The 25,860-nt window shown below is 68.6% G+C and carries 28 protein-coding genes; 20 read left to right on the plus strand and 8 right to left on the minus strand.

Features of this window, described 5'->3' with window-relative positions:
* The first annotated feature begins 43 nt into the window (after nucleotides 1-43).
* From glyA to FHR38_RS20070, 13 genes are all read left to right on the plus strand, one after another.
* The gene (gene glyA / locus FHR38_RS20010) at nucleotides 44-1,360 is read left to right on the plus strand and encodes a serine hydroxymethyltransferase (RefSeq protein ID WP_184536110.1); all 1,317 of its coding nucleotides are present in this window, start codon (nucleotides 44-46) and stop codon (nucleotides 1,358-1,360) included.
* Nucleotides 1,357-1,788, plus strand: a complete 432-nt coding sequence (locus FHR38_RS20015; protein WP_184536111.1) for a Cg1360 family ATP-synthase-associated protein — start codon at nucleotides 1,357-1,359, stop codon at nucleotides 1,786-1,788. Before glyA ends, FHR38_RS20015 begins: the two co-directional genes overlap by 4 nt.
* A 316-nt stretch (nucleotides 1,789-2,104) precedes the next feature.
* Complete coding sequence (locus tag FHR38_RS20020; protein WP_184536112.1) at nucleotides 2,105-2,326, plus strand: MFS transporter; 222 nt, start codon at nucleotides 2,105-2,107, stop codon at nucleotides 2,324-2,326.
* Between the two features lie 40 nt (nucleotides 2,327-2,366).
* Nucleotides 2,367-3,146 (plus strand): F0F1 ATP synthase subunit A, encoded by a 780-nt coding sequence (gene atpB / locus FHR38_RS20025; RefSeq protein WP_184536113.1) that lies wholly within the window; start codon nucleotides 2,367-2,369, stop codon nucleotides 3,144-3,146.
* Nucleotides 3,147-3,236: 90 nt separating this feature from the next.
* On the plus strand, nucleotides 3,237-3,470 hold the full coding sequence (gene atpE, locus FHR38_RS20030; RefSeq protein ID WP_184536114.1) for an ATP synthase F0 subunit C: 234 nt from the start codon (nucleotides 3,237-3,239) through the stop codon (nucleotides 3,468-3,470).
* Between the two features lie 35 nt (nucleotides 3,471-3,505).
* A complete protein-coding gene (locus FHR38_RS20035; RefSeq protein ID WP_184536115.1) occupies nucleotides 3,506-4,033 on the plus strand; it encodes a F0F1 ATP synthase subunit B in 528 nt (175 codons plus the stop codon).
* Nucleotides 4,033-4,854: a F0F1 ATP synthase subunit delta gene (locus FHR38_RS20040; RefSeq protein WP_184536116.1), complete on the plus strand. Its 822-nt coding sequence runs from the start codon at nucleotides 4,033-4,035 to the stop codon at nucleotides 4,852-4,854. The genes FHR38_RS20035 and FHR38_RS20040 overlap by 1 nt, the downstream gene beginning before the upstream one ends.
* Nucleotides 4,855-4,907: 53 nt before the next feature.
* A complete protein-coding gene (gene atpA, locus FHR38_RS20045) occupies nucleotides 4,908-6,557 on the plus strand; it encodes a F0F1 ATP synthase subunit alpha (protein WP_184536117.1) in 1,650 nt (549 codons plus the stop codon).
* Nucleotides 6,558-6,567: 10 nt separating this feature from the next.
* Nucleotides 6,568-7,506, plus strand: a complete 939-nt coding sequence (locus FHR38_RS20050; RefSeq protein WP_184536118.1) for a F0F1 ATP synthase subunit gamma — start codon at nucleotides 6,568-6,570, stop codon at nucleotides 7,504-7,506.
* A complete protein-coding gene (gene atpD, locus FHR38_RS20055) occupies nucleotides 7,506-8,960 on the plus strand; it encodes a F0F1 ATP synthase subunit beta (protein ID WP_184536119.1) in 1,455 nt (484 codons plus the stop codon). The genes FHR38_RS20050 and atpD overlap by 1 nt, the downstream gene beginning before the upstream one ends.
* Before the next feature lie 192 nt (nucleotides 8,961-9,152).
* Entirely contained in the window at nucleotides 9,153-10,286 is a 1,134-nt protein-coding gene (locus tag FHR38_RS20060; protein ID WP_312882295.1) for an LCP family protein, read from the plus strand.
* A gap of 89 nt (nucleotides 10,287-10,375) precedes the next feature.
* Nucleotides 10,376-10,660 (plus strand): F0F1 ATP synthase subunit epsilon, encoded by a 285-nt coding sequence (locus FHR38_RS20065; protein ID WP_184536120.1) that lies wholly within the window; start codon nucleotides 10,376-10,378, stop codon nucleotides 10,658-10,660.
* Nucleotides 10,661-10,672: 12 nt separating this feature from the next.
* Nucleotides 10,673-11,128, plus strand: coding sequence for a DUF2550 domain-containing protein (locus FHR38_RS20070; RefSeq protein WP_184536121.1), 456 nt, complete (start codon nucleotides 10,673-10,675; stop codon nucleotides 11,126-11,128).
* Nucleotides 11,129-11,362: 234 nt separating this feature from the next.
* Here FHR38_RS20070 and FHR38_RS20075 read toward each other — a convergent pair whose 3' ends face one another.
* Nucleotides 11,363-11,935, minus strand: a complete 573-nt coding sequence (locus FHR38_RS20075) for a cob(I)yrinic acid a,c-diamide adenosyltransferase (protein WP_184536122.1) — start codon at nucleotides 11,933-11,935, stop codon at nucleotides 11,363-11,365.
* Between FHR38_RS20075 and murA the strand changes: the two genes are divergently transcribed.
* The 3 genes from murA (at nucleotide 11,934) to FHR38_RS20090 (ending at nucleotide 15,599) form a co-directional block, all read left to right on the plus strand.
* The gene (murA, locus tag FHR38_RS20080) at nucleotides 11,934-13,403 is read left to right on the plus strand and encodes a UDP-N-acetylglucosamine 1-carboxyvinyltransferase (protein ID WP_246446656.1); all 1,470 of its coding nucleotides are present in this window, start codon (nucleotides 11,934-11,936) and stop codon (nucleotides 13,401-13,403) included. The genes FHR38_RS20075 and murA overlap by 2 nt on opposite strands.
* 142 nt (nucleotides 13,404-13,545) lie before the next feature.
* Complete coding sequence (locus FHR38_RS20085) at nucleotides 13,546-14,682, plus strand: MBL fold metallo-hydrolase (protein WP_221449099.1); 1,137 nt, start codon at nucleotides 13,546-13,548, stop codon at nucleotides 14,680-14,682.
* A 68-nt stretch (nucleotides 14,683-14,750) separates the two neighbouring features.
* Nucleotides 14,751-15,599, plus strand: coding sequence for a 3-hydroxyacyl-CoA dehydrogenase family protein (locus tag FHR38_RS20090; RefSeq protein ID WP_184536123.1), 849 nt, complete (start codon nucleotides 14,751-14,753; stop codon nucleotides 15,597-15,599).
* Between the two features lie 87 nt (nucleotides 15,600-15,686).
* On the opposite strand, the gene FHR38_RS20095 is transcribed toward FHR38_RS20090, so the two are convergent.
* Complete coding sequence (locus tag FHR38_RS20095; RefSeq protein WP_184536124.1) at nucleotides 15,687-15,926, minus strand: hypothetical protein; 240 nt, start codon at nucleotides 15,924-15,926, stop codon at nucleotides 15,687-15,689.
* Between FHR38_RS20095 and FHR38_RS20100 the strand changes: the two genes are divergently transcribed.
* The gene (locus tag FHR38_RS20100) at nucleotides 15,907-16,800 is read left to right on the plus strand and encodes an arginase family protein (protein ID WP_184536125.1); all 894 of its coding nucleotides are present in this window, start codon (nucleotides 15,907-15,909) and stop codon (nucleotides 16,798-16,800) included. The genes FHR38_RS20095 and FHR38_RS20100 overlap by 20 nt on opposite strands.
* Nucleotides 16,801-16,835: 35 nt before the next feature.
* On the opposite strand, the gene FHR38_RS20105 is transcribed toward FHR38_RS20100, so the two are convergent.
* Together FHR38_RS20105 and FHR38_RS20110 are read right to left on the minus strand one after the other, a co-directional pair.
* The gene (locus tag FHR38_RS20105; protein WP_184536126.1) at nucleotides 16,836-17,678 is read right to left on the minus strand and encodes an ABC transporter permease; all 843 of its coding nucleotides are present in this window, start codon (nucleotides 17,676-17,678) and stop codon (nucleotides 16,836-16,838) included.
* Nucleotides 17,675-18,538, minus strand: a complete 864-nt coding sequence (locus FHR38_RS20110) for an ABC transporter ATP-binding protein (protein ID WP_184536127.1) — start codon at nucleotides 18,536-18,538, stop codon at nucleotides 17,675-17,677. The genes FHR38_RS20105 and FHR38_RS20110 overlap by 4 nt, the downstream gene beginning before the upstream one ends.
* A 106-nt stretch (nucleotides 18,539-18,644) precedes the next feature.
* Between FHR38_RS20110 and FHR38_RS20115 the strand changes: the two genes are divergently transcribed.
* Nucleotides 18,645-20,702, plus strand: coding sequence for an ethylmalonyl-CoA mutase (locus FHR38_RS20115; RefSeq protein WP_184536128.1), 2,058 nt, complete (start codon nucleotides 18,645-18,647; stop codon nucleotides 20,700-20,702).
* Between the two features lie 64 nt (nucleotides 20,703-20,766).
* Here the strand turns inward: FHR38_RS20115 and FHR38_RS20120 are convergent, their stop codons facing one another.
* From FHR38_RS20120 to FHR38_RS20130, 3 genes are all read right to left on the minus strand, one after another.
* Nucleotides 20,767-21,063: a DUF1540 domain-containing protein gene (locus FHR38_RS20120; RefSeq protein WP_184536129.1), complete on the minus strand. Its 297-nt coding sequence runs from the start codon at nucleotides 21,061-21,063 to the stop codon at nucleotides 20,767-20,769.
* Between the two features lie 50 nt (nucleotides 21,064-21,113).
* Nucleotides 21,114-22,025 carry a polysaccharide deacetylase family protein gene (locus FHR38_RS20125; RefSeq protein ID WP_312882296.1) on the minus strand — a complete coding sequence of 304 codons (912 nt, stop codon included), beginning with the start codon at nucleotides 22,023-22,025 and terminating at the stop codon, nucleotides 21,114-21,116.
* 241 nt (nucleotides 22,026-22,266) lie between these two features.
* On the minus strand, nucleotides 22,267-22,884 hold the full coding sequence (locus FHR38_RS20130) for a DUF4126 domain-containing protein (RefSeq protein WP_184536130.1): 618 nt from the start codon (nucleotides 22,882-22,884) through the stop codon (nucleotides 22,267-22,269).
* A gap of 131 nt (nucleotides 22,885-23,015) precedes the next feature.
* On the opposite strand from FHR38_RS20130, the gene nucS reads away from it, so the two are divergent.
* Both nucS and FHR38_RS20140 read left to right on the plus strand, forming a co-directional pair.
* Entirely contained in the window at nucleotides 23,016-23,675 is a 660-nt protein-coding gene (nucS, locus tag FHR38_RS20135; RefSeq protein ID WP_184536131.1) for an endonuclease NucS, read from the plus strand.
* A 74-nt stretch (nucleotides 23,676-23,749) separates the two neighbouring features.
* Nucleotides 23,750-25,207 carry a DUF2786 domain-containing protein gene (locus tag FHR38_RS20140; protein ID WP_312882297.1) on the plus strand — a complete coding sequence of 486 codons (1,458 nt, stop codon included), beginning with the start codon at nucleotides 23,750-23,752 and terminating at the stop codon, nucleotides 25,205-25,207.
* On the opposite strand, the gene FHR38_RS20145 is transcribed toward FHR38_RS20140, so the two are convergent.
* Nucleotides 25,178-25,837: a methyltransferase domain-containing protein gene (locus tag FHR38_RS20145; protein ID WP_184536132.1), complete on the minus strand. Its 660-nt coding sequence runs from the start codon at nucleotides 25,835-25,837 to the stop codon at nucleotides 25,178-25,180. The two genes, FHR38_RS20140 and FHR38_RS20145, sit on opposite strands and share 30 nt — an antisense overlap.
* Nucleotides 25,838-25,860: the final 23 nt, after the last annotated feature.

Raw genomic sequence — 25,860 nt, forward strand, 5'->3', positions numbered from 1 at the left:
GCCTAGACTCTGGTGTTGTGGGGAACTCGACGAGGCGTTGGCGATGAGCGGGCGGGATGCTGCCCTGAGCGGTCGGGATGCCGGCCCGGGCCAGTTCTGGGGGCCAGACTTCGACCAGCTCCAGACCACCGACCCGGAGATCGCCTCGGTGGTGCTGGGCGAGCTCGACCGGCTCCGTGGTGGTCTCCAGTTGATCGCGAGTGAGAACCTCACCTCACCGGCGGTGCTGGCGGCGCTCGGCTCGACCCTGACCAACAAGTACGCCGAGGGCTACCCGGGCCGGCGCTACTACGGCGGCTGTGCCGAGGTGGACCGGGCCGAGGAGATCGGCCTGTCCCGGGCCCGCGAGCTGTTCGGTGCCGAGCACGCCAACCTGCAACCGCACTCGGGTGCCAGCGCCAACCTGGCCGCCTACGCTGCGCTGGTGCAGCCGGGGGACACGGTGCTGGCCATGGACCTGCCGCACGGCGGCCATCTGACCCATGGCAGCCGGGTCAACTTCTCGGGCAAGTGGTTCACCACGATCGGCTACCGGGTCCGGGAGGACACCGAGCTGATCGACTACGACGAGGTACGCGACCTCGCCCTCACCCATCGGCCAAAGATGATCATCTGTGGTGCCACGGCGTACCCGAGACTGATCGACTTCGCCCGGTTCCGGCAGATCGCCGACGAGGTCGGGGCCTACCTGATGGTGGACGCGGCCCACTTCATCGGCCTGGTCGCCGGCCGGGCGGTCCCGTCCCCGGTGCCCTACGCCGACGTCGTGTGCGCCACCACGCACAAGGTGCTGCGCGGTCCCCGGGGCGGGATGATCCTGTGCCGGGAGGCGCTGGCCCAGCGCATCGACAAGGCGGTCTTTCCGTTCACCCAGGGCGGTCCGCTGATGCACGCCGTCGCGGCCAAGGCGGTCGCCCTGCGCGAGGCCGCGACGCCCGAGTTCCAGGCGTACGCCGCCCAGGTGGTACGCAACGCCCGGGCGCTGGCCGCCGGGCTCGCCGCCGAGGGGATGCGCCCGGTCTCCGGCGGCACCGACACCCATCTGGCCCTGATCGACCTGCGCGCGATCGACGTCACCGGCCAGCAAGCCGAGGAGCGCTGCGACGCCGCAATGATCACGTTGAACAAGAACGCCATTCCGTACGACCCGCGACCGCCGCTGACCGCCTCCGGAATCCGGGTCGGTACGCCCAGCGTCACCACCCAGGGCATGCGGGAGGGGGAGATGCACCAGATCGCCGCGTTGATCGCTCGGGCGGTGCGCACCGACCCGACCGCTCCGGGGGGCACCGACTCCCTCGCCACGATCGCGGGCGCGGTCGCCGACCTGGTCGCAGCCTTCCCGGCGTACCCCCGATGAGCGCGCCATCGGCTGGGCAGCCGGGAGCGATCCGCCAACGCCTGCCCTATCTGCGGACCACCCTGCTCGCCTCGGCGGCGCTGCTGGTGCTGGCGGTTCCGGTGGGCGCGGTGCTGCGCGGCCCGACCGGGGCGGCCGGCGCCGCCGCCGGGGTGGCGCTGGTGGTGTTCAGCTATCTGGTCTCCGGGTTCTCGGTCGCCTGGGCGGATGCGGTGAACCCAAAGCTGATCATGTCGGTCGGACTGGTGACCTACGCAATCAAGATTGTCATTCTCGGTGTGGTGATGTCGGTGATCGCGGCGACCGGTTGGTCGGGACTGATGCCGATGGGCGCGGCGATCATCGCGGCGGTGGCGGTGTGGACCATCAGTCAACTGGTCTGGACGGTTCGCGCACCACTGCCGTACGTGCAGCCGAGTCAGGACTGACCGGCGGTCTTTCCGGTCAGTGGAGTGTTTGGGTAGGTGCTGACCGGCGGTCTTTCCGGTCAGTGGAGTGTTTGGGTAGGTGCTGACCGGCGGTCTTTCCGGTCAGCGGGGGCGACGGGATTGACTCGCTGCCGAAGCCGTCTGCCGACCGCATGGCTGTCGGAATTTTGCCGGGTACGGCGTGGCGCCAACCCGTCCCATGGGGAGTAACGTGTGCGGAGGTCGACGTGTCTTTGGTGCCCGTCCCGCACACTTGATGCCGTGTGGGGGGTGCCCCGCACCTGCGCGTATCTAGGCTGATATCGTTCGCCACGTCATGGCCGATGACCTCCACCCCCAGAAGTCCGACGACGAGTCGTCGGAGGGTGTGGCCGGTTCCGTCGTGGGTTACCTGATCGCCGGGATCGGCGTCTGGGGAATCCTGGGATGGTTGGCGGATCGATGGCTGGATCTGCCGTCCGGCGTCGGGCTCGTGACGGGCATGATGATCGGCGCGGTCGGAGCGATCTACCTGATCATTAAGAGGCTCGGTGCCTGATGTCAGCGTGCCGGTCTTGTCGAGTGCGGAGGATGACACGGTGAGCGGACAGCTGGTCGTCGCCCAGGATTTGCCCTGGCCCCCCAGCGTCGGGGACTTCTACCCACCGAACGTGGCCGGCCCCTGGGTCACCAAGTTCGGCATCATGGTGTGGATCGCGGTCGCCGTACTGATCATCTTCTTCATGCTGGCCTACCGTAAGCCGAAGCTTGTCCCGGGCCGGGCACAGTGGGCGGCCGAGGAGGTCTACGGGCTGATCCGCAACGGGGTCGCCAAGGACCAGATGGGTGCCGCGGGCATCAAGTTCGCGCCCTACCTGACGGTGCTGTTCAGCTTCATCGTGCTGACCAACCTCTTCAGCATCATCCCGGGCTTCCAGATCTCGCCCAACTCGCACATCGCGTTCCCGATCGTGCTCACCGCGGTCTCCTACGCGATGTACAACTACATCGGTGTCCGTAAGCACGGGTTCTTCAAGTACGTCAAGATGAGCCTGATCCTGCCGAACGTGCCGTGGCCGATGCACTTCCTGCTCGTGCCGATCGAGTTCCTGCAGAACTTCATCATCCGCCCGGTCACCCTCGCGCTGCGACTCTTCGCCAACATGTTCGCCGGGCACCTGCTGCTGCTGGTCTTCACCATCGGCGGGTTCGTGATGCTCGCCTCCGACAGCCTGTTCATCCAGGCGACCTCGGTCTTCTCGTTCCTGATGGCGATCCTGATGGCCTTCTTCGAGTTGCTGGTCGCCGTTCTGCAGGCATACGTCTTCGTGGTGCTGAGCGCGAACTACATCTCCACCTCGATGGCGGACGCACACTGATCTGGCGGGCCGCCGGCACCGTCCGAGAGCTTTGGTACTGACTTGTCGTACGCGTGAGTAGTCACGCGCGAACTAGGAGGAATCCTCGCAATGAACGTTCTTGCCGAGATCGTCGGTAGCGTCAACACCATCGGCTACGGCCTCGCGGCCATCGGCCCGGGTATCGGTGTCGCACTGGTCTTCGCGGCCTACATCCAGTCCAGCGCCCGTCAGCCCGAGTCGGCCGGCTACAACCGGACCTGGCTGATCCTGGGCTTCGCCCTGGTCGAGGCGCTGGCGCTGTTCGGCCTGGTGCTCGCCTTCGCCGTCGGCGGCGCCGAATAAGCCACGGGTCCGAACCGTAAACCGGGAGGTCTGAGATGTATCTCGCCGCCGAAGGAGCACACAACCCGATCCTGCCGATCTGGCAGGAGATCGTCGTCGGTGCGATCTCCTTCGCCATCCTCTGCTTCGTCCTGCTCAAGTTCGTCATGCCGAAGATGGAAGGCATGTACCAGGCGCGGGTGGACGCGATCGAGGGCGGCCTGAAGCGTGCCGAGGCAGCCCAGGCCGAGGCGAACCAGGTGCTGGAGCAGTACAAGACGCAGCTCGCCGAGGTACGCACCGAGGCGGCCCGGATTCGGGACGACGCCCGTGCCGACGCCGAGGCGATTCGTAGCGACGTGCTGGCGAAGGCCCGCGAGGAGTCGGAACGGATCATCGCGGCCGGTCGGGAGTCCCTCGCCGTCGAGCGGCAGACCATCGTGCGCGAACTGCGCACGGAGGTGGGCACGCTCGCCGTCGACCTGGCCAGCAAGATCGTTGGCGAGTCGCTGGCCGACGAGGCACGACGCAAGGGCACGGTCGAGCGGTTCCTGACCGGGCTTGAGAGCGCGGGGGCCCGCTGATGCAGGCAGCCAGTCGCGAGTCGTACGCGGCCGCGTACGAGCGCTTCGAGGCGTACGCCGGCAGTGCCGAACCGGCCTCGCTGGCGGACACCGCGGAGGCGCTGCTCTCCGTGGCCGCGCTACTGGGGCGCGAGCCCCGGCTGCGGCGGGCGTTGGCCGACCCGGCCCGCCCCGGCGAGGACCGGGCGGGCCTACTCGGCAACCTCCTCGCCGGCAAGGTCGGCGCGGAGGCGCAGGAACTGCTTACCACAATGGCGTCCGGCCGCTGGTCGACACCATCGGAGCTACTCGAAGCGACCGAGCGGCTGGGTGTGGAGGCACTGCTGGCCAGTGCCGACCGCGCCGGTGACCTCGGTGAGGTCGAGGACGAGCTGTTCCGCTTCGGTCAGCTGGTCTCGGGCGACCCGGGGCTGAGCAGCGTTCTGGCCGATTCCATCGCTCCGCCGGCCCAACGGGCCGAGCTGACCCGGACGCTGCTGGCCGGCAAGGCCAAGCCGGCGACGGTCCGCCTGGTCGAGGTCGCCCTGGCCGGCTTCGGTGGGCGGTCCTTCTCGGGTTCGCTGACCCGGCTGGTGGAGCTGGCCGCCGACCGCCGGGACCGGCAGGTGGCCTACGTAACCGTCGCGGCGCCCCTCAGCGAAGACGAGGAGCGTCGGTTGGGTGCCAAGCTCGCCGAGCTGTACGGCCGGGAGGTTACCGTCAAGCAGACGGTCAACCCGGAGATCCTCGGTGGGTTGAGCGTCCAGGTCGGTTCCGATCTCTACGACGGTACGGTCCTGCGTCGCCTCAACGACACCCGTAACGCGCTCGCAAAGCGCTGAGAAGACATCCACGCCGTTCCGGTTCTCCGGGCGCTGAATAGAGGAAGCAGAGGATGGCCGAGCTGACCATCTCGACGGAGGAGATCCGCGGCGCCCTGGAGCGCTATGTCTCCTCCTATTCGCCCGACGTCTCCCGCGAGGAGGTCGGCACCGTCGCCGACGCCGGTGACGGCATCGCCCACGTCGAGGGCCTGCCCTCGACCATGACCAACGAGCTGCTGGAGTTCGAGGACGGCACGCTGGGCGTGGCGCTGAACCTCGACGTCCGGGAGATCGGTGCTGTGGTGCTCGGCGACTACGCCGGCATCGAAGAGGGACAGCGCGTCAAGCGGACCGGCCGGGTGCTCTCGGTGCCGGTCGGCGACGCGTTCCTGGGCCGCGTCGTCAACGCGCTCGGCCAGCCGATCGACGGCCTGGGCGAGATCGCCAACGAGGGCTACCGCGAGCTGGAGCTGCAGGCTCCGAACGTGATGGCCCGGCAGTCGGTCTCCGAGCCGCTGCAGACCGGTCTCAAGGCCGTCGACGCCATGACGCCGATCGGCCGGGGTCAGCGGCAGCTGATCATCGGTGACCGGAAGACCGGTAAGACCACGGTCGCCCTGGACACGATCCTCAACCAGCGCGACAACTGGCGTTCCGGCGACCCGAGCAAGCAGGTCCGCTGCATCTACGTCGCCATCGGCCAGAAGGCCTCCACCATCGCCTCGGTGAAGGGCCTGCTGGAGGAATCCGGCGCGATGGAGTACACCACCATCGTCGCCTCGCCCGCCTCCGACCCGGCCGGCTTCAAGTACATCGCCCCGTACGCCGGCTCGGCCATCGGCCAGCACTGGATGTACAACGGCAAGCACGTCCTGATCGTCTTCGACGACCTGACCAAGCAGGCCGAGGCGTACCGGGCCGTGTCGCTGCTGCTGCGCCGCCCGCCGGGCCGTGAGGCCTACCCGGGTGACGTCTTCTACCTGCACTCCCGGCTGCTGGAGCGCTGCGCGAAGCTCTCCGACGAGATGGGCGCCGGTTCGATGACCGGTCTGCCGATCATCGAGACGAAGGCCAACGACATCTCGGCCTTCATCCCGACCAACGTCATCTCGATCACCGACGGCCAGATCTTCCTGGAGACCGACCTGTTCAACCAGGGCGTCCGGCCGGCGATCAACGTCGGTACCTCGGTCTCCCGGGTCGGTGGTGCCGCGCAGGTCAAGCCGATGAAGAAGGTCTCCGGTTCGCTGCGGCTCAACCTGGCCCAGTACCGCGAGCTGGAGGCGTTCGCCGCCTTCGCCTCCGACCTGGACAAGGCCTCGCGTAACCAGTTGGACCGCGGTGCCCGCCTGGTCGAGCTGCTCAAGCAGTCGAACTACGCGCCGGTCCCGGTGCAGGAGCAGGTCGTCGTGGTCTGGTCCGGCGTCGAGGGCAAGCTGGACGACATCCCGGTCGGTGAGGTCCGCCGCTTCGAGGCGGAGTTCCTGGAGTTCTTGCGGCACAAGCACAACGCCACGCTCCAGGCGATCGCCGACAACAAGTGGGACGACGAGATCATCGGCGCTCTTGACGACGCCATCGGGCGGTTCAAGCAGACCTTCCTCGGCAAGGAGGACGAGCTGCGGATCAACGAAGCGGCGGCCAAGCCGGCCGAGGGCCCGGAGAACCGGGAGACGGTCACTCGCTACCGGGACGGCGCTCCCGCTGCCGAGAAGCAGTAAGGGCTGATCCATGGCGGCCCAGGTTCGCGTTCTTCGTCAACGGATCCGCTCGGCGAAGTCGATGAAGAAAATCACCAAGGCGATGGAGCTCGTTGCGACGAGCCGGATCGCCAAGGCCCAGGCCCGGGTGGCGGCGTCCCTGCCGTACGCCCAGGCCATCACCGGGGTGCTCACCGCGCTGGCGTCCAACTCGCAGGTCGACCACCCGCTGCTGACCGCTCGGCCCAAGGTGCGGCGGGCCGGCGTCGTGGTGGTCACCAGCGACCGCGGCCTGGCCGGTGGCTACAGCACCAACGCGATCAGAGCTGCCGAGTCGCTGGTCGCCCGGTTGAAGGCTGACGGCAAGGAGCCGGTGCTGTACGTCATCGGCCGCAAGGGCGTGACGTACTACCGGTTCCGTAACCGGCCGATCGAGGCGAGCTGGACCGGCTTCTCCGAGCAGCCGGCGTTCGCCAACGCTCGTGAGGTCGGCGAAACGTTGATCAAGGCGTTCGCGCACGGTGCGGATGACACCGAGGACGGCGGCGGGATCGACGGCGTTCGGGGCATCGACGAGTTGCACATCGTCTACACCGAGTTCAAGTCGCTGATGACCCAGAACCCGGTGACCCGGATCATCGGCCCGATGGAGGTCGAGGACCGGCCCCGGTCCGAGGCCGGGCCTGGCCTGCTGCCGGCGTACGAGTTCGAGCCGGACGCCGAGTCGCTGCTCGACGCGCTGCTGCCGAAGTACATCAACACCCGCATCTACGCGGCGTTGATCGAGTCGGCGGCGAGTGAGTCGGCGGCCCGGCGGCGGGCGATGAAGAGCGCGACCGACAACGCCGAAGAGATGATCGACAAGTACACGCGTGAGATGAACTCGGCCCGCCAGGCCGGGATCACCCAGGAGATCAGCGAGATCGTCGGCGGCGCGAACGCGCTTGCCGCGTCGGGAAGTGAAGTGTGATGACTGTATCCGCAGCTGCTGGTGGACCAGCTGAGACCAAGACGGCCACGGGTCGCGTGGTCCGGGTCATCGGCCCGGTCGTCGACGCCGAGTTCCCGCGCGACGCGATGCCCGACATCTTCAACGCCCTGCATGTCACCGTCGCCCTCTCCGGTGGAGAGAAGCTTCTGACCCTGGAGGTCGCCCAGCACCTGGGTGACAACATGGTCCGGGCGATTTCGATGCAGCCGACCGACGGCGTGGTCCGGGGTGCCGAGGTGCGGGACACCGGCGGCCCGATCAGCGTGCCGGTGGGCGACGCCGTCAAGGGCCACGTCTTCAACGCCATCGGTGAGTGCCTCAACCTCAAGCCGGGCGAGAAGCTCGAGGCCTCGGACCGGTGGGGCATCCACCGCAAGGCCCCGGCCTTCGCCGACCTGGAGCCGAAGACCGAGATGCTGGAGACCGGCATCAAGGTGATCGACCTGCTGGCCCCGTACGTCAAGGGCGGCAAGATCGGTCTGTTCGGTGGCGCGGGTGTGGGCAAGACGGTGCTCATCCAGGAGATGATCACTCGTGTCGCCCGGAACTTCGGTGGTACCTCGGTCTTCGCCGGTGTGGGTGAGCGGACCCGTGAGGGTAACGACCTCATCGCCGAAATGACCGAGTCCGGCGTCATCGACAAGACCGCGCTGGTCTACGGCCAGATGGACGAGCCGCCGGGCACCCGTCTGCGGGTCGCCCTCTCCGCGCTGACCATGGCGGAGTACTTCCGCGACGTGCAGAAGCAGGAGGTGCTGCTCTTCATCGACAACATCTTCCGCTTCACCCAGGCCGGTTCGGAGGTCTCCACGCTGCTCGGCCGGATGCCGAGCGCCGTGGGTTACCAGCCGACCCTGGCCGACGAGATGGGCGAGTTGCAGGAGCGGATCACCTCGGTCCGGGGCCAGGCGATCACCTCGCTGCAGGCGATCTACGTCCCCGCCGACGACTACACCGACCCGGCGCCGGCCACCACCTTCGCCCACCTGGACGCGACCACCAACCTTGAGCGGTCGATCTCGGACAAGGGCATCTACCCGGCGGTGGACCCGCTGGCGTCCTCGTCGCGGATTCTCGCGCCGGAGTACGTCGGTGCCGAGCACTTCGCGGTGGCCAGTGAGGTGAAGCGGATCCTGCAGAAGTACAAGGACCTGCAGGACATCATCGCCATCCTCGGTATCGAGGAGCTCTCCGAGGAAGACAAGCTCGTCGTGCAGCGTGCGCGGCGGATCGAGCGCTTCCTGTCGCAGAACACCTACGCCGCCGAGCAGTTCACCGGCGTACCGGGCTCGACGGTCCCGATCAAGGAGACCATCGAGGCGTTCAAGAAGATCAGCGAGGGCGAGTACGACCACTTCCCCGAGCAGGCGTTCTTCATGTGCGGTGGTCTTGAGGACCTGGAGCGCAAGGCCGCTGAGCTGATGAAGGGCTGACAACCCCTGTACGGATGAAAAGGGCTGCACCGGTGCAAACTGGTGCAGCCCTTTTCGTCGTGAATTCTGATGGCCGCCGCGACGAGGTACCTTCAATAGCTCACTGAAAACAATCCACGTTAGTCTCGGCAACGAATTTGTGGTGCGCGCCCGTCATCTGTCGATGGCAGGTCGTGACTATCGGAGGTTCTGGTGGTAGAGGCCGTCGACGGCGAGCGCCGCGAGGCAAGACGTTCAGCGCCCTGGTGGGCCTGGCTGTGCACGATCCTCGGATCGGTGCTGATCGTGCTCAGCGGAGGTGCTCTCGTTGGGGCCGAGGCGTTGTCCGTGCGCTATGAGGGTGCCGTCGGTAAGGCGGACCTATTCGGGGACCAGGCGGCCGGGACGCAGACCCGCCGACAGGAGATCACCGGCCCGCTGAACATCCTGCTGGTGGGGATCGATCCCCGCGAACCGGAGACCCCGCCACTCGCCGACTCGATCATGATCATGCATGTGCCGGAGTCATTCGACCAGGCGTACCTGTTCTCGCTGCCCCGGGACCTGATCGTCGACATCCCGCGGTTCGAGAAGGCGGACTTCTCCGGGGGGCAGGACCGACTCAACGCGGCGATGTCCTACGGCAGTCGGGTCTCCGGCAAGAACCCGGACGCGGCCCGGGGGTTCGAGTTGCTCGCCATGACGATCGCCAAGTACACCGGGATCGAGCGGTTCGACGCTGGCGTGATCATCAACTTCAACGGCTTCAAGAAGATCGTCGACGCCATGGGAGGCGTCACGATGCACATCGAGCGTGATGTCGTTTCCGAGCACCGCAAGCCGGATGGCACCCATCGCGAGGGCAATCCCTACGGAGAGGGCTACATCGGCCCCCAGGCGGAGTACAAGAAGGGCACGCAGCATCTGAATGGCTGGCAGGCGCTGGACTACGTTCGCCAGCGCTACCCGCGTAATGGCGTCCCGGACGCCGACTATGGTCGGCAGCGCCATCAGCAGCAGTTCGTCAAGGCAATGGTCGACCAGGCATTCAGTCGGGACGTGGTCACCAATCCGCTCAAGCTCGACGCGGTGTTGCGTGCCGCCGGGAAGTCGCTCATCTTCAACGGTCGCGGAAATGACGTCGTCGACTTCGGGTTCGCGTTGCGGGGAGTTCGGTCCGACTCCATTCAGACGGTCAAGTTGCCGGGCGGGGGTGTCGGAATGGGGAGTAACTACCAGGGGGAGCGGCTGGAGCCGATCGCGGAGGAGTTCTTCGCCGCGGTGCGGGCCGAGGGCGTCGCCCAGTTCCTGCTCGAACATCCTGAGCTGGTGAACAAGGAGCCGTAGTGGGAATGTGCGTCTGGCCACCCGCCTTGGGCGTCGGCCGGGTGCGGGATTAGACTCGGGCCCAACCCCGCCGCCGCAGAGGAGACAGCGTGGCAAAGCCGCTACAGGTCGAGCTGGTAGCCGTTGAGGAAAAGGTTTGGTCCGGTGAGGCCGAGATGCTTCTCGCCCGGACGACCGAGGGTGAGCTCGGTGTGCTGCCTGGCCACGAGCCGTTGCTGGGGCAACTCGCTGAGCCCGGCCAGGTCCGGATCAAGCGGGCCGGCGGCGAGGAGATCACCTACGAGGTCGCCGGCGGCTTCCTGTCGGTGACTCCCGACGGCGTCACCATCCTGGCCGAAGAGGCCACCCCGGTCACCGCCGCTTCGGCACGCTGACCGGGTACGTCGATGCTGGTCTTGAAATGGATCGGGGTCGGCGTCCTCGTCCTGTGCCTCACGCTGGCCGTGCTGTTCGTCCGGCGGGCACTGGTGACCCGGTCCGGTGGCATCATCCGACTCAGTGTCCGGGTGTCCACCCTGCTTGACGGGCGTGGCTGGTCCCCCGGTTTCGGCCGGTTCGTCAACGACGAACTGCGCTGGTTCCGGATGTTCAGCTTCGCGATCCGTCCGAAGCGGGTGTTGAACCGGCGGGGGCTCGCGGTGGATCTGCGTCGGCTGCCCGAGGGGCAGGAACGGCTCATCATGCCCGCCGACTGGGTGATTCTCCGGTGTACCAGTCACCATGCTCCGGTGGAGATCGCGATGGCGGAATCCACCGTGACCGGATTCCTTTCCTGGCTCGAGGCCGCCCCGCCCGGGGCGGCCTCGCCACGTCTTGCCGTGCACGACTGGCCGGCGGCCTGAGCGGCGCGCCGGTCCTACCTCTCTCGGCTCCCCCCGCCCCGTTGATCATGAAGTTGTTGTAGTAACCCTGTGCTCGGTTTGTCCGCTATAGAGTCATGATCAACAGGGTGGGTGTGTGGGGCGGGCGGGTCCGTGGGCGCGTGGAGCGTGGGGCCGGGTCCGTAGGGGCCGGTTCCGTGGGTTGGGTGGGGGGTTTGCCCGGGGGAGAGGCTGCCCCTGGTGCGCCCGGTCCGGTTAGTGCTTGCCGCCGGGGACCCATAGCACATCACCGGCTGGATTTGCCGTTCTTGCCAGGATGAACAACAGGTCTGATAGCCGGTTGAGATACTTTGCCGGAAGGGCGCTAGTTCGTTCCGAATCGTGGGTAATCAGCGACCAAGCCGATCGCTCGGCCCGGCGCGCGACAGTCCGCGCCACGTGTAGTAGGGCCGCACCCGGGGTACCGCCCGGCAGGATGAAGGAGTCGAGATTGGCCAGCCGTGCGTTGTATTCGTCGCACCAGCCTTCGAGTCGGGTCACGTACTCCTCGGTCACCCGCAATGGCGGATATGCGGGTTCCGGCTCGATCGGGTTGGACAAATCGGCTCCGACGTCGAAAAGGTCGTTCTGGATCGCGGCGAGCACCGAACGCAGATCGTCGTCGAGTTGCCCGAGCGCCAGCGCCACCCCGATCGCCGCATTGCACTCGTCGACGTCGGCGTACGCGGTGATCCGGGGATCCGTCTTGGCGACCTGTTCGTTGTTGCTCAACCGGGTCGTGCCGGCATCGCCGGCCTTGGTGTAGATACGCGTGAGGTGGACGGCCATGACGCAAAGCGTACGGATGTCCGCCCAGCCAGTACCAGCCTGGTCGTCGACCAGCAGGGCTGGCGGCGAGCCGGTGGCTGACTGGCCGGTGCCGGTGGGGCCGGCTGACCCGAGCGCGGCGGACACCGACCTGATCCGGGTCAGCGGGGGCGCTCGGCTTGCCGGTCAGGTCCGGGTGGCCGGCGCGAAGAACTCCGCGCTCAAGCTGATGGCGGCAGCGTTGCTCGCGCCCGGGCGCAGCGTCATCACCAACGTCCCGCGGATCACCGACATCGTCATCATGGGCGAGGTGCTGCGTCGACTCGGCTGCGAGGTCTCCTTTGCCGAGGACGACACGCCAGGGCCGGACGGGTGCGTGCCCACCGGGGCAGACGGAACGGTGCAGCGATGCCGGGCCATCACCATCGACGTACCGGAGCAGCCGGGAGCCGAGGCGGACTACGACCTGGTCCGCCGGCTACGCGCGTCCATCTGCGTACTGGGTCCGCTGTTGGCCCGGCGGGGCTACGTCCGGGTGGCTCACCCCGGCGGCGATGCGATCGGTTCCCGGGGCCTGGACATGCACGTCTCCGGCCTGGCCCGGATGGGGGCGGAGATCACCGGTGAGCATGGCTTCGTGATCGCATCAGCGCCGGACGGGCTCTGTGGGGCGACCATCTGGCTGGACTTCCCCAGTGTCGGCGCGACCGAGAACCTGGTGATGGCGGCGGTACTCGCCAAGGGCGTGACCGAGATCGACAACGCCGCGCGCGAGCCGGAGATCGTCGACATCTGCGCGATGCTGTCGCAGATGGGGGCGCGGATCGAGGGAGCGGGCACATCGACGATCCGGATCGAGGGGGTGACCGAGCTACGGCCAGTCCGCCACGCCACCGTCGGCGACCGGATCGTCGCCGGCACCTGGGCCTTCGCGGCGGCGATGACCCGAGGCGACGTCACCGTGACCGGGGTGAGTCCCGCCTACCTGGAGATCGCGCTCGACAAGATCGTTTCGGCCGGCGGCCTGGTGGAGACCCGGGCCGACTCGTTCCGGGTACGGATGGACCAGCGCCCGACGGCCGTGGATGTGGTGACCCTGCCTTTCCCCGGGTTCGCCACCGACCTGCTGCCGATGGCGATCGGACTCGCCTCGGTCAGCGAGGGAGCCTCCCTGATCACCGAGAACATCTTCGACGGCCGGTTCATGTTCGTCAACGAGATGGCCCGGCTCGGTGCGGACATAAGGATCGACGGCCATCACGCGGTGGTGCGGGGTCGGGAGCGGCTCTCCAGCGCCCCCGTACGCGCCACCGACATCCGGGCGGGTGCTGGCCTGGTCATCGCCGGTCTCTGCGCCGACGGCACCACCGAGATCTCGCACGTGCACCATGTCGACCGGGGCTACCCGGACTTCGTGGCGGACCTGCGGGCCCTCGGCGTGCAGGTCGAACGGGCCGCCGCACCCGAGGAGACCACCTTCACCCTGTGAGCCGGCCGTCGGCTCCCAGTCGTGCGGGGCGACCCGACCCTTGATCGATGTCCTTGATGTTCGAGGTCGGGTGGCGTTCAATGGTCGACGACCGGCGGGACGTGATCGGGCTGTCGGGAGACCGGCGGCGAAGGTGGACGCGATGCGGAAACTGTTCGGCGGTGCCGACCGGGGCGGTGCCGACCGGGGTGGTCGAGCAGGACCCCGGCGTCCGGACGACCCGCACTGGATGCTGCCGCCCGCCGCGCCTGACCCGGAGTTGCTGCGGGTGACCTTTCTCGGTGTCTCCACCCTGTTGATTCAGGACGGGGAGACCGCACTGCTCGTCGACGGCTTCTTCAGCCGGCCGGGCAAAGTGCGTACCCTGCTCGGCCGGATCGCGCCGGATCCCGCCATCATCGACCGGAGTCTCCGTCGCGCTGGCATCACCCGGCTCGCCGCCGTGATCGTCGGACATTCGCACTACGACCACGTCATGGATGCCCCCGTCGTCGCCGCCCGTACCGGCGCGGTGCTGGTCGGTTCGCCGTCCACCCGGATGGTCGCGCTTGGAGTCCGGCAGTCGGCCGGTGATGCCCTTCAGTCGGCCGGTGGAGCCGGTCGGGGCCCCTCCGCTGGCCTTGACGACAGCCGGATACTCGTGCCGGCCGAGGGGGAGCCGCTCGCCTTCGGCCGGTTCACCGTCACGTTGATTCGATCCGAACACGTCCCGCCGCACCGGTTCAGCGGTGAGCTCACCCATCCCGTGACGCCGCCGGTCCGGGCCAGCACCTATCGGATGGGCCGGTGTCACTCCCTGCTGTTCGCTCACGACCAGGGCCGAATCCTCGTCCAGGGCAGTGCCGGATTCCGGTCCGGTGCCCTGGTGAGGCAGCAGGCCGATGTCGCCTACCTGGGCATCGGGACGTTGGCCCGGCAGCCTCAGGACTACCAGGAACGGTACTGGCGGGAGACGGTCGGCACCGTCGGCGCGCGTCGGGTCCTGCCCATCCACTGGGACGACTTCTGGCGACCGTTGCACGAGCCGCTCGTCCCGCTTCCCGCCCTCGTCGACGACATCCCCCGTGCGCTCGACTTCCTCTACGCCAAGGCCAGCGCAGCCGGGATCGACCTGCGGCTACCCACCGCCTGGCAGCCCACCGACCCCTTCGTGGGCCTGCCCAGCGGCGAGCCCCGACCGGCGGTCTGCGCGTCCGGACCGGATCGGCAGCCAGGTTCGGCCGCCGGTGAGCCCGGACCGGGGACGGATCGACGACAGCAAGGCGGATCGGCCGCCTGAAGAAGCGTTCAGGTGGGCCGGATAAGGTGCTGACAAGGCAGCACAACCAGGTGAGGGAGTGGGAAGAGATGGCGGGTCGACTCGCGGTCGTCGGAGCCGGATTGATGGGCGCAGGTATCGCCCAGGTAGCGGCTCAGGCAGGCTGGCAGGTGACGCTTCGAGACCTGGACGACGCGGCGACCCGGCGGGGCCTGGACGGGATTCGCAAGTCGCTGGAGAAGTTCGCCGAGAAGGGCAAGATCAGCGCCGAGGACGTCGAGACCACGCTCCACCGGATCACGCCCACCACCGAGCTGGAGGCCGCCGCCGAGGCCGACATCGTGGTCGAGGCGGTGTTCGAGCGGCTGGACATCAAGCACGAGGTGTTCCGTACGCTCGACAAGATCTGCGGCCCGGATACGGTCCTGGCCACCAACACCTCGGCCATCCCGATCACCCAGATCGCGGCGGTGACCCAGCGGCCGGAGTCCGTCGTCGGCACCCACTTCTTCTCACCCGTACCGATGATGAAGCTGTGCGAACTGGTCCGGGGACACAAGACCAGCGACCAGACCCTGGCGACGGCCCGCGCCTTCGCCGAGGAGATCGGCAAGACCGTCGTGGTGGTCAACCGGGACATCGCCGGCTTCGTCACCACCCGGCTGATCACCGCCCTGGTGATGGAGGCGGTCAAGCTGGTCGAGTCCGGAGTGGTGTCGCCGGAGGACCTGGACATCGCCTGCAAGCTCGGCTTCGGGCACGCGATGGGGCCGTTGGCGACCACCGATTTGACCGGTGCCGACGTGCTGCTGAACGCCACCAAGAACATCTACACCGAGACCGCCGACGAGAAGTTCTTCCCGCCGGAGCTGCTCCAGCGCATGGTCACCGCCGGTGACCTGGGTCGTAAGACGGGCCAGGGCTTCTACTCGTACTGAGTTCGGGTCGCTGGTACCGCCCCTCGGGTCGCCCATACTGCTGGGGTCGCTGGTACTGCGCCTCGGGCCGGGTTGCCTCGGCTCGGCTCACCGCGCTGGCGATCGGGTACCCCTCGATTCTGGCTGGGGGTGCCCGATCAGGCCGGGGTGCCGGCGTCGAAGCAGTTGCCGGGCGAGCCGGATCCGGTTCGGGGAAACGACCGGCGGGCGTGCGGCGTCTGCGGCTACCGTGCGGGTGAGGTGTGTGGGCAGGTCGGCTACGACGACCGGGGCCGCCTGCTGTGCCTCGCTGGTGGGGGAGTCGAGCGTGCTGGAACTGGCGATCATCGAGGCGCCGTCGGTGCTGGGGCTGCGGCCCTCCGGCGTAGAGGACCTGCCGGCCGCGCTGCTCGACGCCGGTCTGCGGGACCTGCCAGGGGCGGTGGCGGGCGGCCGGATCGACGCGCCGGCGTACGACCAGAGTCGGGATCCCGAGACCGGGGTCCTCAACTCGCACGGGATCGCGCAGTACACCGTCGAGCTGGCTGATGCGGTGGCTGCGGTGCTGGCTCGTGGGGCCCTCCCGGTGGTCCTCGGCGGTGACTGCAGCATCCTCCTCGCCAACCTGCTCGCCCTACGCCGGCGCGGACGCTATGGCCTGCTCTTCGTCGACGGGCACACCGACTTCTACCAGCCTGCGGCGGAGCCGAACGGCGAGGCGGCCTCGATGGATCTCGCGCTGGCGACGGGCCGCGGACCGCAACTGCTCAGCGACATCGAGGGCCGTGGCCCACTGGTGCGGGACGAGGACGTCGTGGCCTTCGGCTTCCGTGACGGTGCGGAGTCGGAGCAGGCCGGGATGCAGCCGCTGCCACCGCAACTACGAACCATCGACCTCGCGGGGGTGCGCGGAGCCGGTGCGACGGCGGCAGCGCGGCAGGCAGTGGACTGGCTTTGTGCCGGACCCGGCTCCGGTTACTGGGTCCATCTCGATGTCGACGTCCTCGACGACGCGGTCATGCCGGCCGTGGACTACCGCCAGCCCGATGGGCTGACCTGGGCCGAACTGGAGACCGTACTGCGGACGGCGATGTCGAGCGGTCGAGCCGTCGGCCTCGACGTGACGATCTTCAACCCTCGCCTCGACCCCGACGGGCGAATCGCCGTACGTCTGGTCGAGTGCCTTCGCCAAGGTCTCTCAGCGCTGACCGACGGCAGCTGACCCTCAGCCCGGCCATATCCCGGCTGGCCCTCAGCTCAGCCGTCGCGGCGGGTGGTCCAGCGGAAGGTGAACAGGCACAGGACCAGCCCGATGACGCACCAGGCCGCCAGCATGATCGCGACCATGCCCAGTTCGTAGGAGCCGCCCGGTTCCTGGGCGCCGAACGAGGCGGGTAGGAACACCGACCGTAGCCCCTGGCACATCCACTTGAGCGGAAAGATGGCCGCGATCTGCTGCATCCAGCTGGGCAACTGGGTGAAGACGAAGAAGACCCCGGAGATGAACTGGAGCACCAGGGCGACCGGTGTCGCCGTGGCCGAGGCACCACGCCCGCTGCGGGCCAGCGACGAGAAGGCGATGCCGCAGAGCGTGCACGCGGTGATGCCGAGCAGCGAGACCCAGCCGAAGGTGAACCACTTGCCGGCCGTGTCGGGCAGTTGCAGGTCGAACAGCAGCACCGCGACCAGGAGCAGCAGCGCGATCTCGGCCACCCCGATGACCGCGACCATGACGACCTTGCCGGCGAAGTAGACCCACTTCGGCATCGGTGTGCCGCGTAGCCGCTTGAGCACGCCCCGGTCCCGCTCGATCGGGATCTGGATCGCCAGGCTCTGGAAGCCCACCGTCATCAGCCCGGTCGCGATCATGCCGGTGATGAAGTACTGGGTGTATCCCACCCCGCCGCCGATCTCGCCTTCGAAGATCGACGCGAAGATCAGGATCATGATGACCGGGAAGGCCATGGTGAAGACCACCGACTCCCGGCTACGCAGGAACTGCCGGATCTCCAACCGCCCCTGGCGCAGGCCGAGGGCGACCGGGCCGACCCGGCGGGGGGTGGTGGTCTGGCGCGACGGTGCCGCTGTCGTCGTACTCACCGGTGCCCAATCATCCGTAGGTAGACGTCTTCCAGCGTCGGACGGGTCACCGTGAGCCCGGGAATCTCCCCGTCCCCGCCGTCCGCCCGCAACCGCGCGGCCAACTCGGCCACCACCGCCGTCGGCGTATCGCTCTCCACCTGTTGCACCGTCCCGTCCGGGGTACGCCAGGAAACCGTCGCCATGGCGTTGTCCCGATCGCCCAGTGTGGCCGGGGTGGCCACCTGGACCAGCCGGCCGCCAGCGATTACCCCGACCCGGTCGGCGAGCGTCTCGGCCTCGTCCAGGTAGTGCGTGGTCAACACGATGGTGGTGCCACCTGCCGCCAGATCCCGGATCAGTTCCCAGAACTCCCGCCGGGCCTCCGGATCGAAGCCGGTCGTCGGCTCGTCGAGGAAGAGCAGTTCGGGCTGGCCGATGATGCCCAGCGCCACGTCCAACCGCCGCTTTTGTCCACCGGAGAGGGCGTGGGTGCGGGCGTCGGCCTTGCCTGCCAGCCCCACCCGATCGATCACCTTCTCCGGGTCGTCCGGCGTCGGATAGAAGGCCGCGAAGTGGTGTACCACCTCGCGTACGGTCAGCTCGTCGAACTCGCCGGTGCCCTGTAGTACGAGGCCGACCCGGGCTCGCCAGGAGGAGTCGGGTCGGGCCGGGTCCACCCCGAGCACGCTGACCTCACCGGCGTCACGGTGCCGGAAGCCCTCCAGGATCTCCACGGTCGTCGTCTTGCCCGCCCCGTTCGGGCCGAGCAGCGCGAACACCTCGCCCCGACGTACCTCCAGGTCGAGGCCGTCCACGGCGGGCTGTCCGGCGTACGACTTGCGCAATCCCCGTACGGCGATTGCGAGCTGGTCAGTCATGGGTCAACTATCCGCGTTGCCGGAGTCGGCACGGTAACCGGGGGTGGCCGCGAGCTGTGCGGTTTTTCACCGACTGATCTACTGAACGGTAACTTAGACTCCGGAAATGGACGAACGGATCGACGGTGCTCAGGTCGACACCGGCCGGTTGTCGGAGCGGGACCGCGCTGGCCGGCTGCCGGAGCGGGACCGACCCTGGGTGATGCGCACGTACGCGGGCCACTCGTCGGCGAGTGCGACCAACGCCCTGTTCCGGCGCAACCTGGCCAAGGGGCAGACGGGACTGTCGGTCGCCTTCGACCTGCCCACCCAGACCGGCTACGACCCCGACCACGAACTGGCCGCCGGTGAGGTCGGCCGGGTCGGGGTGCCGGTGTCCCATCTCGGCGACATGCGGACGCTCTTCGACGGCATTCCGCTGGCCGAGGCGAACACCTCGATGACGATCAACGCGACCGCGATGTGGCTGCTCGCGCTCTACGTGGTGACCGCCGAGGAACAGGGGGCCGCTGCCGACCGGCTCGCTGGCACCACCCAGAACGACATCGTCAAGGAGTACCTCTCCCGGGGCACGCACATCTTCCCGCCGGGTCCGTCACTGCGGCTGACCACCGACACCGTCGCCTGGACGGTGGGCAACGTGCCGAGGTGGAACCCGGTCAACATCTGCTCGTACCACCTTCAGGAGGCCGGGGCCACCCCCGTACAGGAGGTGGGGTTCGCCCTGGCCACGGCGGTGGCCGTGCTGGACACGGTGCGTGACTCCGGTCAGGTCCCGGCGGGTCGGTTCGGCGACGTGGTGCGCCGGATCTCCTTCTTCGTCAACGCCGGGGTGCGCTTCGTCGAGGAGATGGCGAAGATGCGGGCCTTCGCCGCGCTCTGGGACGAGATCGTCCAGACCCGGTACGGCGTCACCGACCCGATGGCTCGCCGGTTCCGCTACGGGGTGCAGGTCAACTCGCTCGGCCTGACCGAGGCGCAGCCGGAGAACAACGTCGCCCGGATCGTGCTGGAGATGCTCGGCGTCACGCTGTCCCGGGACGCCCGGGCCCGGGCCGTGCAGTTGCCGGCCTGGAACGAGGCGCTGGGCCTACCCCGACCGTGGGACCAGCAGTGGTCGCTGCGGTTGCAGCAGGTGCTGGCGTACGAGTCGGACCTGCTGGAATATCCGGATCTGTTCGAGGGGTCGCACGTCGTGTCGGCGCTGGTCGAGGAGATCGTGTCGGGGGCCCGGCGGGAGCTGGACCGGATCCTCGACCTCGGCGGCGCGGTCGCCGCGGTGGAGACCGGCTATCTCAAGAGCGCCCTGGTCGCCTCGCTGGCCAAGCGTCGCCAGCGGATGGAGGACGGCTCGGACGTGGTGGTCGGGGTCAACCGGTTCGTCGAGACCGAACCGTCACCGTTGACCGCCGCCGGCGCCGAGGCGGTGCAACGGGTCGATCCGGCGGTGGAGGTGGCCGCTGCTGTCGCCGTACGCGAATGGCGGGCCGGACGGGACGCGGAGGCCGTTGCCGCGGCACTGACCCGGCTGCGGACCGAGGCCGCGTCCACCGCCAACCTGATGCCGGCCACCATCGAGTGTGCCCGGGTCGGGGTCACCACGGGCGAGTGGGCGGGGGCGCTGCGGGAGGTGTTCGGCGAGTACCGGGCGCCGACCGGACTGGCGGGTGGGGTTGCCCTCGGCGGCGGGGACGAGATGCTTCTGCGGTCGGTACGGGAGCGGGTCCGGCGTACCGCCGGGGAGTTGGGCACCGGACGGCTACGACTCCTGGTCGGTAAGCCTGGCCTGGACGGGCACTCCAACGGCGCGGAACAGATCGCGGTACGTGCTCGGGACGCCGGCTTCGAGGTGGTCTACCAGGGGATCCGGCTGACCCCGGCGCAGATCGTGGCGGCGGCGGTGGAGGAGGACGTCGACCTGGTCGGTCTTTCGGTGCTCTCCGGATCGCACCTGGCCGCCGTGCCGGCGGTGCTCGACGGGCTGCGTGCCGCAGGCCGGGCGGACCTGCCGGTGGTGGTCGGCGGGATCGTCCCGGCCAGTGACGTCACCCAGTTGCGGGCGGCGGGAGTGGCCCGGGTCTTCACCCCGAAGGACTTCGCGCTGACCGAGATCATCGACGAGCTGGTGACGGTGGTCCGGGAAGCGAACGGACTCGACGGGTGACACGGCCGAAGCGACGATCAGGACGGGCCGAACAACGCGTACGGTGGCCGACGGTCGACCGGAATCAGGATGGGTCGTAGGTCATGCAGTCGGCCATCGCCTGCTCCGGGCTGACGTCGATGGCCGGGGCGCGGCACTCGAGTTCGGAGTTGTGCCGGCAGTCGGACCGTTGGCAGGCACCGACCAGGGCGATCATCGTGTCGACCCCGCCCCGGGTCGGCATCTCGACGAAGGTGCTGCACTGCGCGTGTCCGTCCTCGCCTCCGACGCTGATGGCGAAGGCGTGGCAGCCGTCCTGGTTGTAGGAACAGCTCGTGACGGTGCAGGACTGGACTCGGGGCATTTCCAAAGCGGTGGCCATTTCGTCCTCCTTATGAGACTTACCCCGATTTTAGGCTGTTGTGAGCCTGATTACTCCGGAATCGTCGAGCCTCCCAGTACCTCGGAGAGGGGAGCGGGGGTCAGCCCACGCGCGCGCAGGCCGGCGAGGATATGCGGCAGCGCCTCGTCGGTCATCGCGGCGTTCGCCTCGGTGACGTGCATGATGACCACCGAACCAGGCTGCACCTTCGACAGCACGGCGTCGACGATCGGTCGCCAGGCGGAGGCGAACGGGTCACCGCTGACCACGTCGCCGTCCACCACCGTCAGCCCCAGCGGGGCAAGGGCAGCCAGCGCCCCGCCGTCGTGGCAGAGACCGGGGAAGCGGAAGTAGCGGGTCTGCCGACCACCGTATGGCTCGATGACGCGGAAGGTCTTCGCGACGTCCTCGGTCATCTGCCGGCTCGGCACCCGGGGCAGGTCGTAGCAGTCCGAGGTGAACGCCAGGTGGCCGTAGGTGTGGTTGGCCAGCTCGAACCGGGGGTTGTCAGCGAGGCGGCGGGTCAGGTCGGGATAGCGCTCGACCCACTTGCCGGTCAGGAAGAAGGTCGCCGGGATCTGCTCCCCTTCCAGCAGTTCGATGATCCGCAGGTTGGCGTACGACTTCACCCGGCCGGTACGCAGGCTCTGCAGCATCCCGTCGGTCATGTCGGCGTCGAAGGTCAGCGCGACGCGGTTTCCCGTACGTGGGCCGTGGTCGACCACCGGCGGTCGGGTGCCCGGCCGGGTGGCCCCCGGTGTGATGGCCGCCTGTGGGGACGGTGTGGCGTTACGGGAGGTGGTCGGGGCGGCGCCGGTCGAGTCGGCGGTGTGCAGGGTCGCCGCCGCAGGCGGGGTGGCCGAGGAAAAGTGCCGGACCAGGCCGACGATGAGGGCGGTGCCACCGGCCAGCGTCAGTACGAGGAGGGTGGCGAGCAACAAACGAGTCTTCTTCGCGGACACGCCGCCGATGATCGCAGTAAGAGGTCGTCGGCGGGGACCGTGCGGCGCGCGCTCCCTCCTTCGAGGCGGCCAGTCAGCCCCGGGCCCCGGCTCTCAGGCCGGGATTCCGCTTGCTCGGAGTCCGATTCCCGCCTACCAAGGCCGGGACTCCACCTACCAAGGCCGGGACTCCGCCTACCAAGGCCGGGACTCCGCCTACCAAGGCCGGGACTCCACCTACCAAGGCCGGAACTCCGGCTGCTCAGACCTGGAAGCCGGCTGCTCGGGCCGCCTGCCGTTCCCGCCGCCGCCGGCCCCGTCGCCGGAGCACCCAGATCAGGAAGAGCACGAAGCCGACCAGGAAGGCCAGCACCAGCACCGGCAGGACGATCGCGACCAGGGACATGACGACGCTGGTGGCATCCTCCGCCGTACTGGCGACCGGGGCACCGAACCCGGCCGTGGTTGCGTTGATCACGGGCCGGGCGACCGCCTTCAGCGCGTGTACGCCGAGGGCGATGAGCACTCCGACGACCACCGGCACCCACTGGCTGGAGGAGAAGAACTGCCCCGGGTCGGCGACCGTGACCGTCTCGGAGTTGACTCCCGCCCCGAAGGCGAGCCCACCCGCAGTGGGTCGGACCACCGTCTGCACCACGTCGTTGACGTGGTCGACGACCGGCACCTTGTCGGCGACGAACTCGACGACCAGCAGCACCGCCAGGATCATCATCACCCAGCCGTTCGACAGCCACTGCCAGCCGCTCGGCAACTCGACCAGGCCGGTGTAGCGGGCGAGCAGGCTCATGGTGAGCAGGGGGATGTAGGCGTTCAGGCCCGCCGAGGCGGCGAGTCCGGTTCCGGTGAGGGCTTCCAGCACCGTTTCAGAGTCTCATTCACCTGCCACCCCGACCACCGGACGGTGGCTCGTCGGTGCAACCAGGCGAGGGGCGACCCGCCGCGCCTCCGGGGTCGACCAACTGGCGAAGCAGGCTCGGCTACCCTCGTCAGGTGCGGTTGGTGATAGCGCGGTGCTCAGTGGACTACGTCGGACGGCTTGCGGCGCATCTGCCGTTGGCGACCCGGTTGTTGATGGTCAAGGCCGACGGATCGGTCTCCATCCACGCCGACGACCGGGCCTACAAGCCGCTGAACTGGATGAGCCCACCCTGCAAGCTGGAGGAGGCCCCCGGTGTCTGGCGGGTGGTCAACAAGGCTGGCGAGGAGCTGCGGATAACCCTGGAGGAGATCTTCCAGGACACGTCGTACGAGTTGGGCATCGATCCCGGGCTCCGTAAGGATGGGGTGGAGGCGCACCTCCAGGAGTTGCTGGCCGCCAGCCCGGAGACTCTGGGTGAGGGATTCACCCTGATCCGTCGGGAATATCCGACCGCGATCGGCCCGGTTGACCTGCTCTGCCGGGACGGTGCCCACGGGACGGTGGCGGTGGAGGTCAAGCGGCGAGGCGAGATCGACGGGGTCGAGCAGTTGACCCGCTACCTCGAACTGCTCAACCGCGATCCACTGCTCGCGCCGGTCGCCGGGGTGTTCGCCGCCCAGGAGATCAAGCCGCAGGCCCGGGTGCTCGCCGGGGACCGGGGAATCCGGTGTGTCGTGGTCGACTACAACAAGCTGCGGGGCATCGAACGCGACGAGTTGACCCTGTTCTGATCCGCGTGGGAACAGGAAACTGAGTCAACTGGGAACGCGAGTTTGAGCCGTTTGGGAACAGGAATCTGATCCGCGTGGGAACGGAAGACCCGCCGCGGCGAGCGGCCGGTAAGAAGGCGCGGGAGCCTCGGCACCGCCATCGCGAGGGGGCTTCGGCCGGTCACCGCGGGGAGGCTTCGGCCGGTCACCGCGAACGGTACGACGCGGCGACGGGTGGGACCACCGGCCAGCCGCCTCCCGAGGAGCGGCTGGGCGATCTGCTGCGCGATGCGGTGACCGCGCTCCGCAGCGGCTCGGTGGATCACGTCGAGCGGCGGTTGGACCAGTTGACCGTCGAGGATCCCGCCCTGGTCGATCCGGTGCTGGCCGACGCGTTCCAGCGGGTCGTCGGTCGGCTGTGGCAGTACGGTTGGCTTCCCGCCGACCTGGTCCGGGTCGTCCGACGACGGCACGGCAACCGCGCTGCCGACCTGGTGATCACGCAGATCGTCGCCCAACTACACGGCTATCCGGCGACGACGGTGCCGCAGCGGTGGCAGAGCCAACTGCGCGAGTGGGGGATCACCGTCGGGGCGCCGGCCACCACCGACCATCGGTTGACCGCGTGGTCCGGACGGCAGCGGCTGGACCGGTCGGAGGCGCTACGCGACGCGGTGAACGTACTCGCCGTGCTGACCGGGCTGCCGGAGATCGGGCGGATCAGCCCGCTCCCCGGCACCCTACCGCCTGGTCTCCCGGTGGCCGGTGCCGACCGGTCCGGTGCGACCACCGCTCGAGCGATCGACGAGCGGGTGCTGGGCCGGGTCCGAGGGCTACTCGCCAAGGCCGAGTCCACCGAGTTCCCACAGGAGGCGGAGGCGCTCTCCGCCAAGGCACAGCAGTTGATGGCCCGGCACAGCATCGACCACGCCCTGCTGGACCTCGGGACGGATGGCGCACCGCGCCGGACGGTGGGTGTGCCGGACGGGACGGGTCACCAGCCGCTCGCCGTCCGGATCGGTGTCGACTCTCCCTACGAGCAGGCCAAGGCGCTGCTGTTGCAGGAGGTGGCGGCGGCCAACCGGTGTCGATCCGTGTGGTCCGGCGAGTTCGGCTTCGCCACGGTGCTGGGGTTCCCGTCCGATGTCGAGTCGGTGGAGCTGATCTACACCTCGTTGCTGGTGCAGGCGACGGCAGCGATGGTGCGGGGCGGATCGCGGGGTGGTTCCACCGGCCGGTCGTACCGGCAGTCGTTCCTCCAGGCGTATGCCGTCAGGATCGGGCAACGGCTGCGGGACGCCGCCGACGCGGCCCGACGCGAGGCGGTGGATGCGGCCGGGTCGGACCGGCTGCTTCCGGTGCTGGCCGCTCGGGAGGACGTCGTGCGGGAGACCGTCGACGCGATGTTTCCCGGGATCGTCGAGCGGCGAGTGCGGGGCAACGACGCAGCCGGTTGGGCGGCGGGTACGGCAGCAGCGGACCGGGTCGCGTTGGCCGACCGGTCGGCGGTCACCGGAGCTTCGTCAGGCGGCGGGGGCGATCGCGATCAGTGACTTGGGCAGCCCGGCCAGGCGTTCGACCCGGATGCGCGACTCGGGAAAGTAGTGCCGCATCTGCGTCTTGTCCACCAGTTCGGTCCAGAGCACCTGCTTGAGGGCACCGTCAAGGCTGCGAGCCGGGGTGTGGGCCAGTGGCCACCGGCGCGCCAGCGTCGTACGGATCCGGACCGGTAGGAACTGCATGCCGGGGGCGATCCAGTGGGGCTCGATGGGGAAGTAGCGGTAAGGCGTCTGCACCCAGTGCGCGTCGGCCAGCAGGTGCACCGACTCGGCGAACCGGAGCCGGCGTTCGTGCCCACCGACGTGCTCCAGGACCGAGTTGGAGAAGACCAGGTCGTAGCGGCGGTTGGTGATGCGTGCCGGCAGGGCACAGGCGTCACCATGGTCGACCTCAGCCCACTCGGGTATCTCGGCCGGTACGGGCTCAAGGTTGACCACGTGGACGTGCTTGGGGCGGACCGTCGCCCGCGCCCAGGTATCCACCCGCCCGCCGAGGTCGATGATGGACATCTGGGCCAGGTCCGGGAAGGTCTCCGCCAGCCACCCGGCTCGCCGTTCTCGCCGCCGGCCTCCCCAGGAGTCGGCGCCGTCAACCAGGCGAAACCGCAGAGCGTGTATCCCCACTGGACGGAATGTAGTGGGTGGGG

The sequence above is a fragment of the Micromonospora polyrhachis genome (assembly GCF_014203835.1).
In the GTDB taxonomy this organism is placed as follows: Bacteria; Actinomycetota; Actinomycetes; order Mycobacteriales; family Micromonosporaceae; genus Micromonospora_H; species Micromonospora_H polyrhachis.

What these genes read in the sequence shown, in the direction of transcription:
- FHR38_RS20070 (WP_184536121.1), top strand. Translation starts at nt 10,673, where the DNA reads ATGCTGGTCTTGAAATGGATCGGGGTCGGCGTCCTCGTCCTGTGCCTC.
- FHR38_RS20095 (WP_184536124.1), bottom strand. Translation starts at nt 15,926, where the DNA reads ATGATCGCCAGTTCCAGCACGCTCGACTCCCCCACCAGCGAGGCACAG.
- FHR38_RS20015 (WP_184536111.1), top strand. Translation starts at nt 1,357, where the DNA reads ATGAGCGCGCCATCGGCTGGGCAGCCGGGAGCGATCCGCCAACGCCTG.
- FHR38_RS20020 (WP_184536112.1), top strand. Translation starts at nt 2,105, where the DNA reads ATGGCCGATGACCTCCACCCCCAGAAGTCCGACGACGAGTCGTCGGAG.
- glyA (WP_184536110.1), top strand. Translation starts at nt 44, where the DNA reads ATGAGCGGGCGGGATGCTGCCCTGAGCGGTCGGGATGCCGGCCCGGGC.
- FHR38_RS20110 (WP_184536127.1), bottom strand. Translation starts at nt 18,538, where the DNA reads ATGACTGACCAGCTCGCAATCGCCGTACGGGGATTGCGCAAGTCGTAC.
- FHR38_RS20085 (WP_221449099.1), top strand. Translation starts at nt 13,546, where the DNA reads ATGCGGAAACTGTTCGGCGGTGCCGACCGGGGCGGTGCCGACCGGGGT.
- murA (WP_246446656.1), top strand. Translation starts at nt 11,934, where the DNA reads ATGACGCAAAGCGTACGGATGTCCGCCCAGCCAGTACCAGCCTGGTCG.
- FHR38_RS20035 (WP_184536115.1), top strand. Translation starts at nt 3,506, where the DNA reads ATGTATCTCGCCGCCGAAGGAGCACACAACCCGATCCTGCCGATCTGG.
- atpA (WP_184536117.1), top strand. Translation starts at nt 4,908, where the DNA reads ATGGCCGAGCTGACCATCTCGACGGAGGAGATCCGCGGCGCCCTGGAG.
- atpE (WP_184536114.1), top strand. Translation starts at nt 3,237, where the DNA reads ATGAACGTTCTTGCCGAGATCGTCGGTAGCGTCAACACCATCGGCTAC.
- FHR38_RS20050 (WP_184536118.1), top strand. Translation starts at nt 6,568, where the DNA reads ATGGCGGCCCAGGTTCGCGTTCTTCGTCAACGGATCCGCTCGGCGAAG.
- FHR38_RS20075 (WP_184536122.1), bottom strand. Translation starts at nt 11,935, where the DNA reads ATGGCCGTCCACCTCACGCGTATCTACACCAAGGCCGGCGATGCCGGC.
- FHR38_RS20120 (WP_184536129.1), bottom strand. Translation starts at nt 21,063, where the DNA reads ATGGCCACCGCTTTGGAAATGCCCCGAGTCCAGTCCTGCACCGTCACG.
- FHR38_RS20040 (WP_184536116.1), top strand. Translation starts at nt 4,033, where the DNA reads ATGCAGGCAGCCAGTCGCGAGTCGTACGCGGCCGCGTACGAGCGCTTC.
- atpD (WP_184536119.1), top strand. Translation starts at nt 7,506, where the DNA reads ATGACTGTATCCGCAGCTGCTGGTGGACCAGCTGAGACCAAGACGGCC.
- FHR38_RS20090 (WP_184536123.1), top strand. Translation starts at nt 14,751, where the DNA reads ATGGCGGGTCGACTCGCGGTCGTCGGAGCCGGATTGATGGGCGCAGGT.
- FHR38_RS20115 (WP_184536128.1), top strand. Translation starts at nt 18,645, where the DNA reads ATGGACGAACGGATCGACGGTGCTCAGGTCGACACCGGCCGGTTGTCG.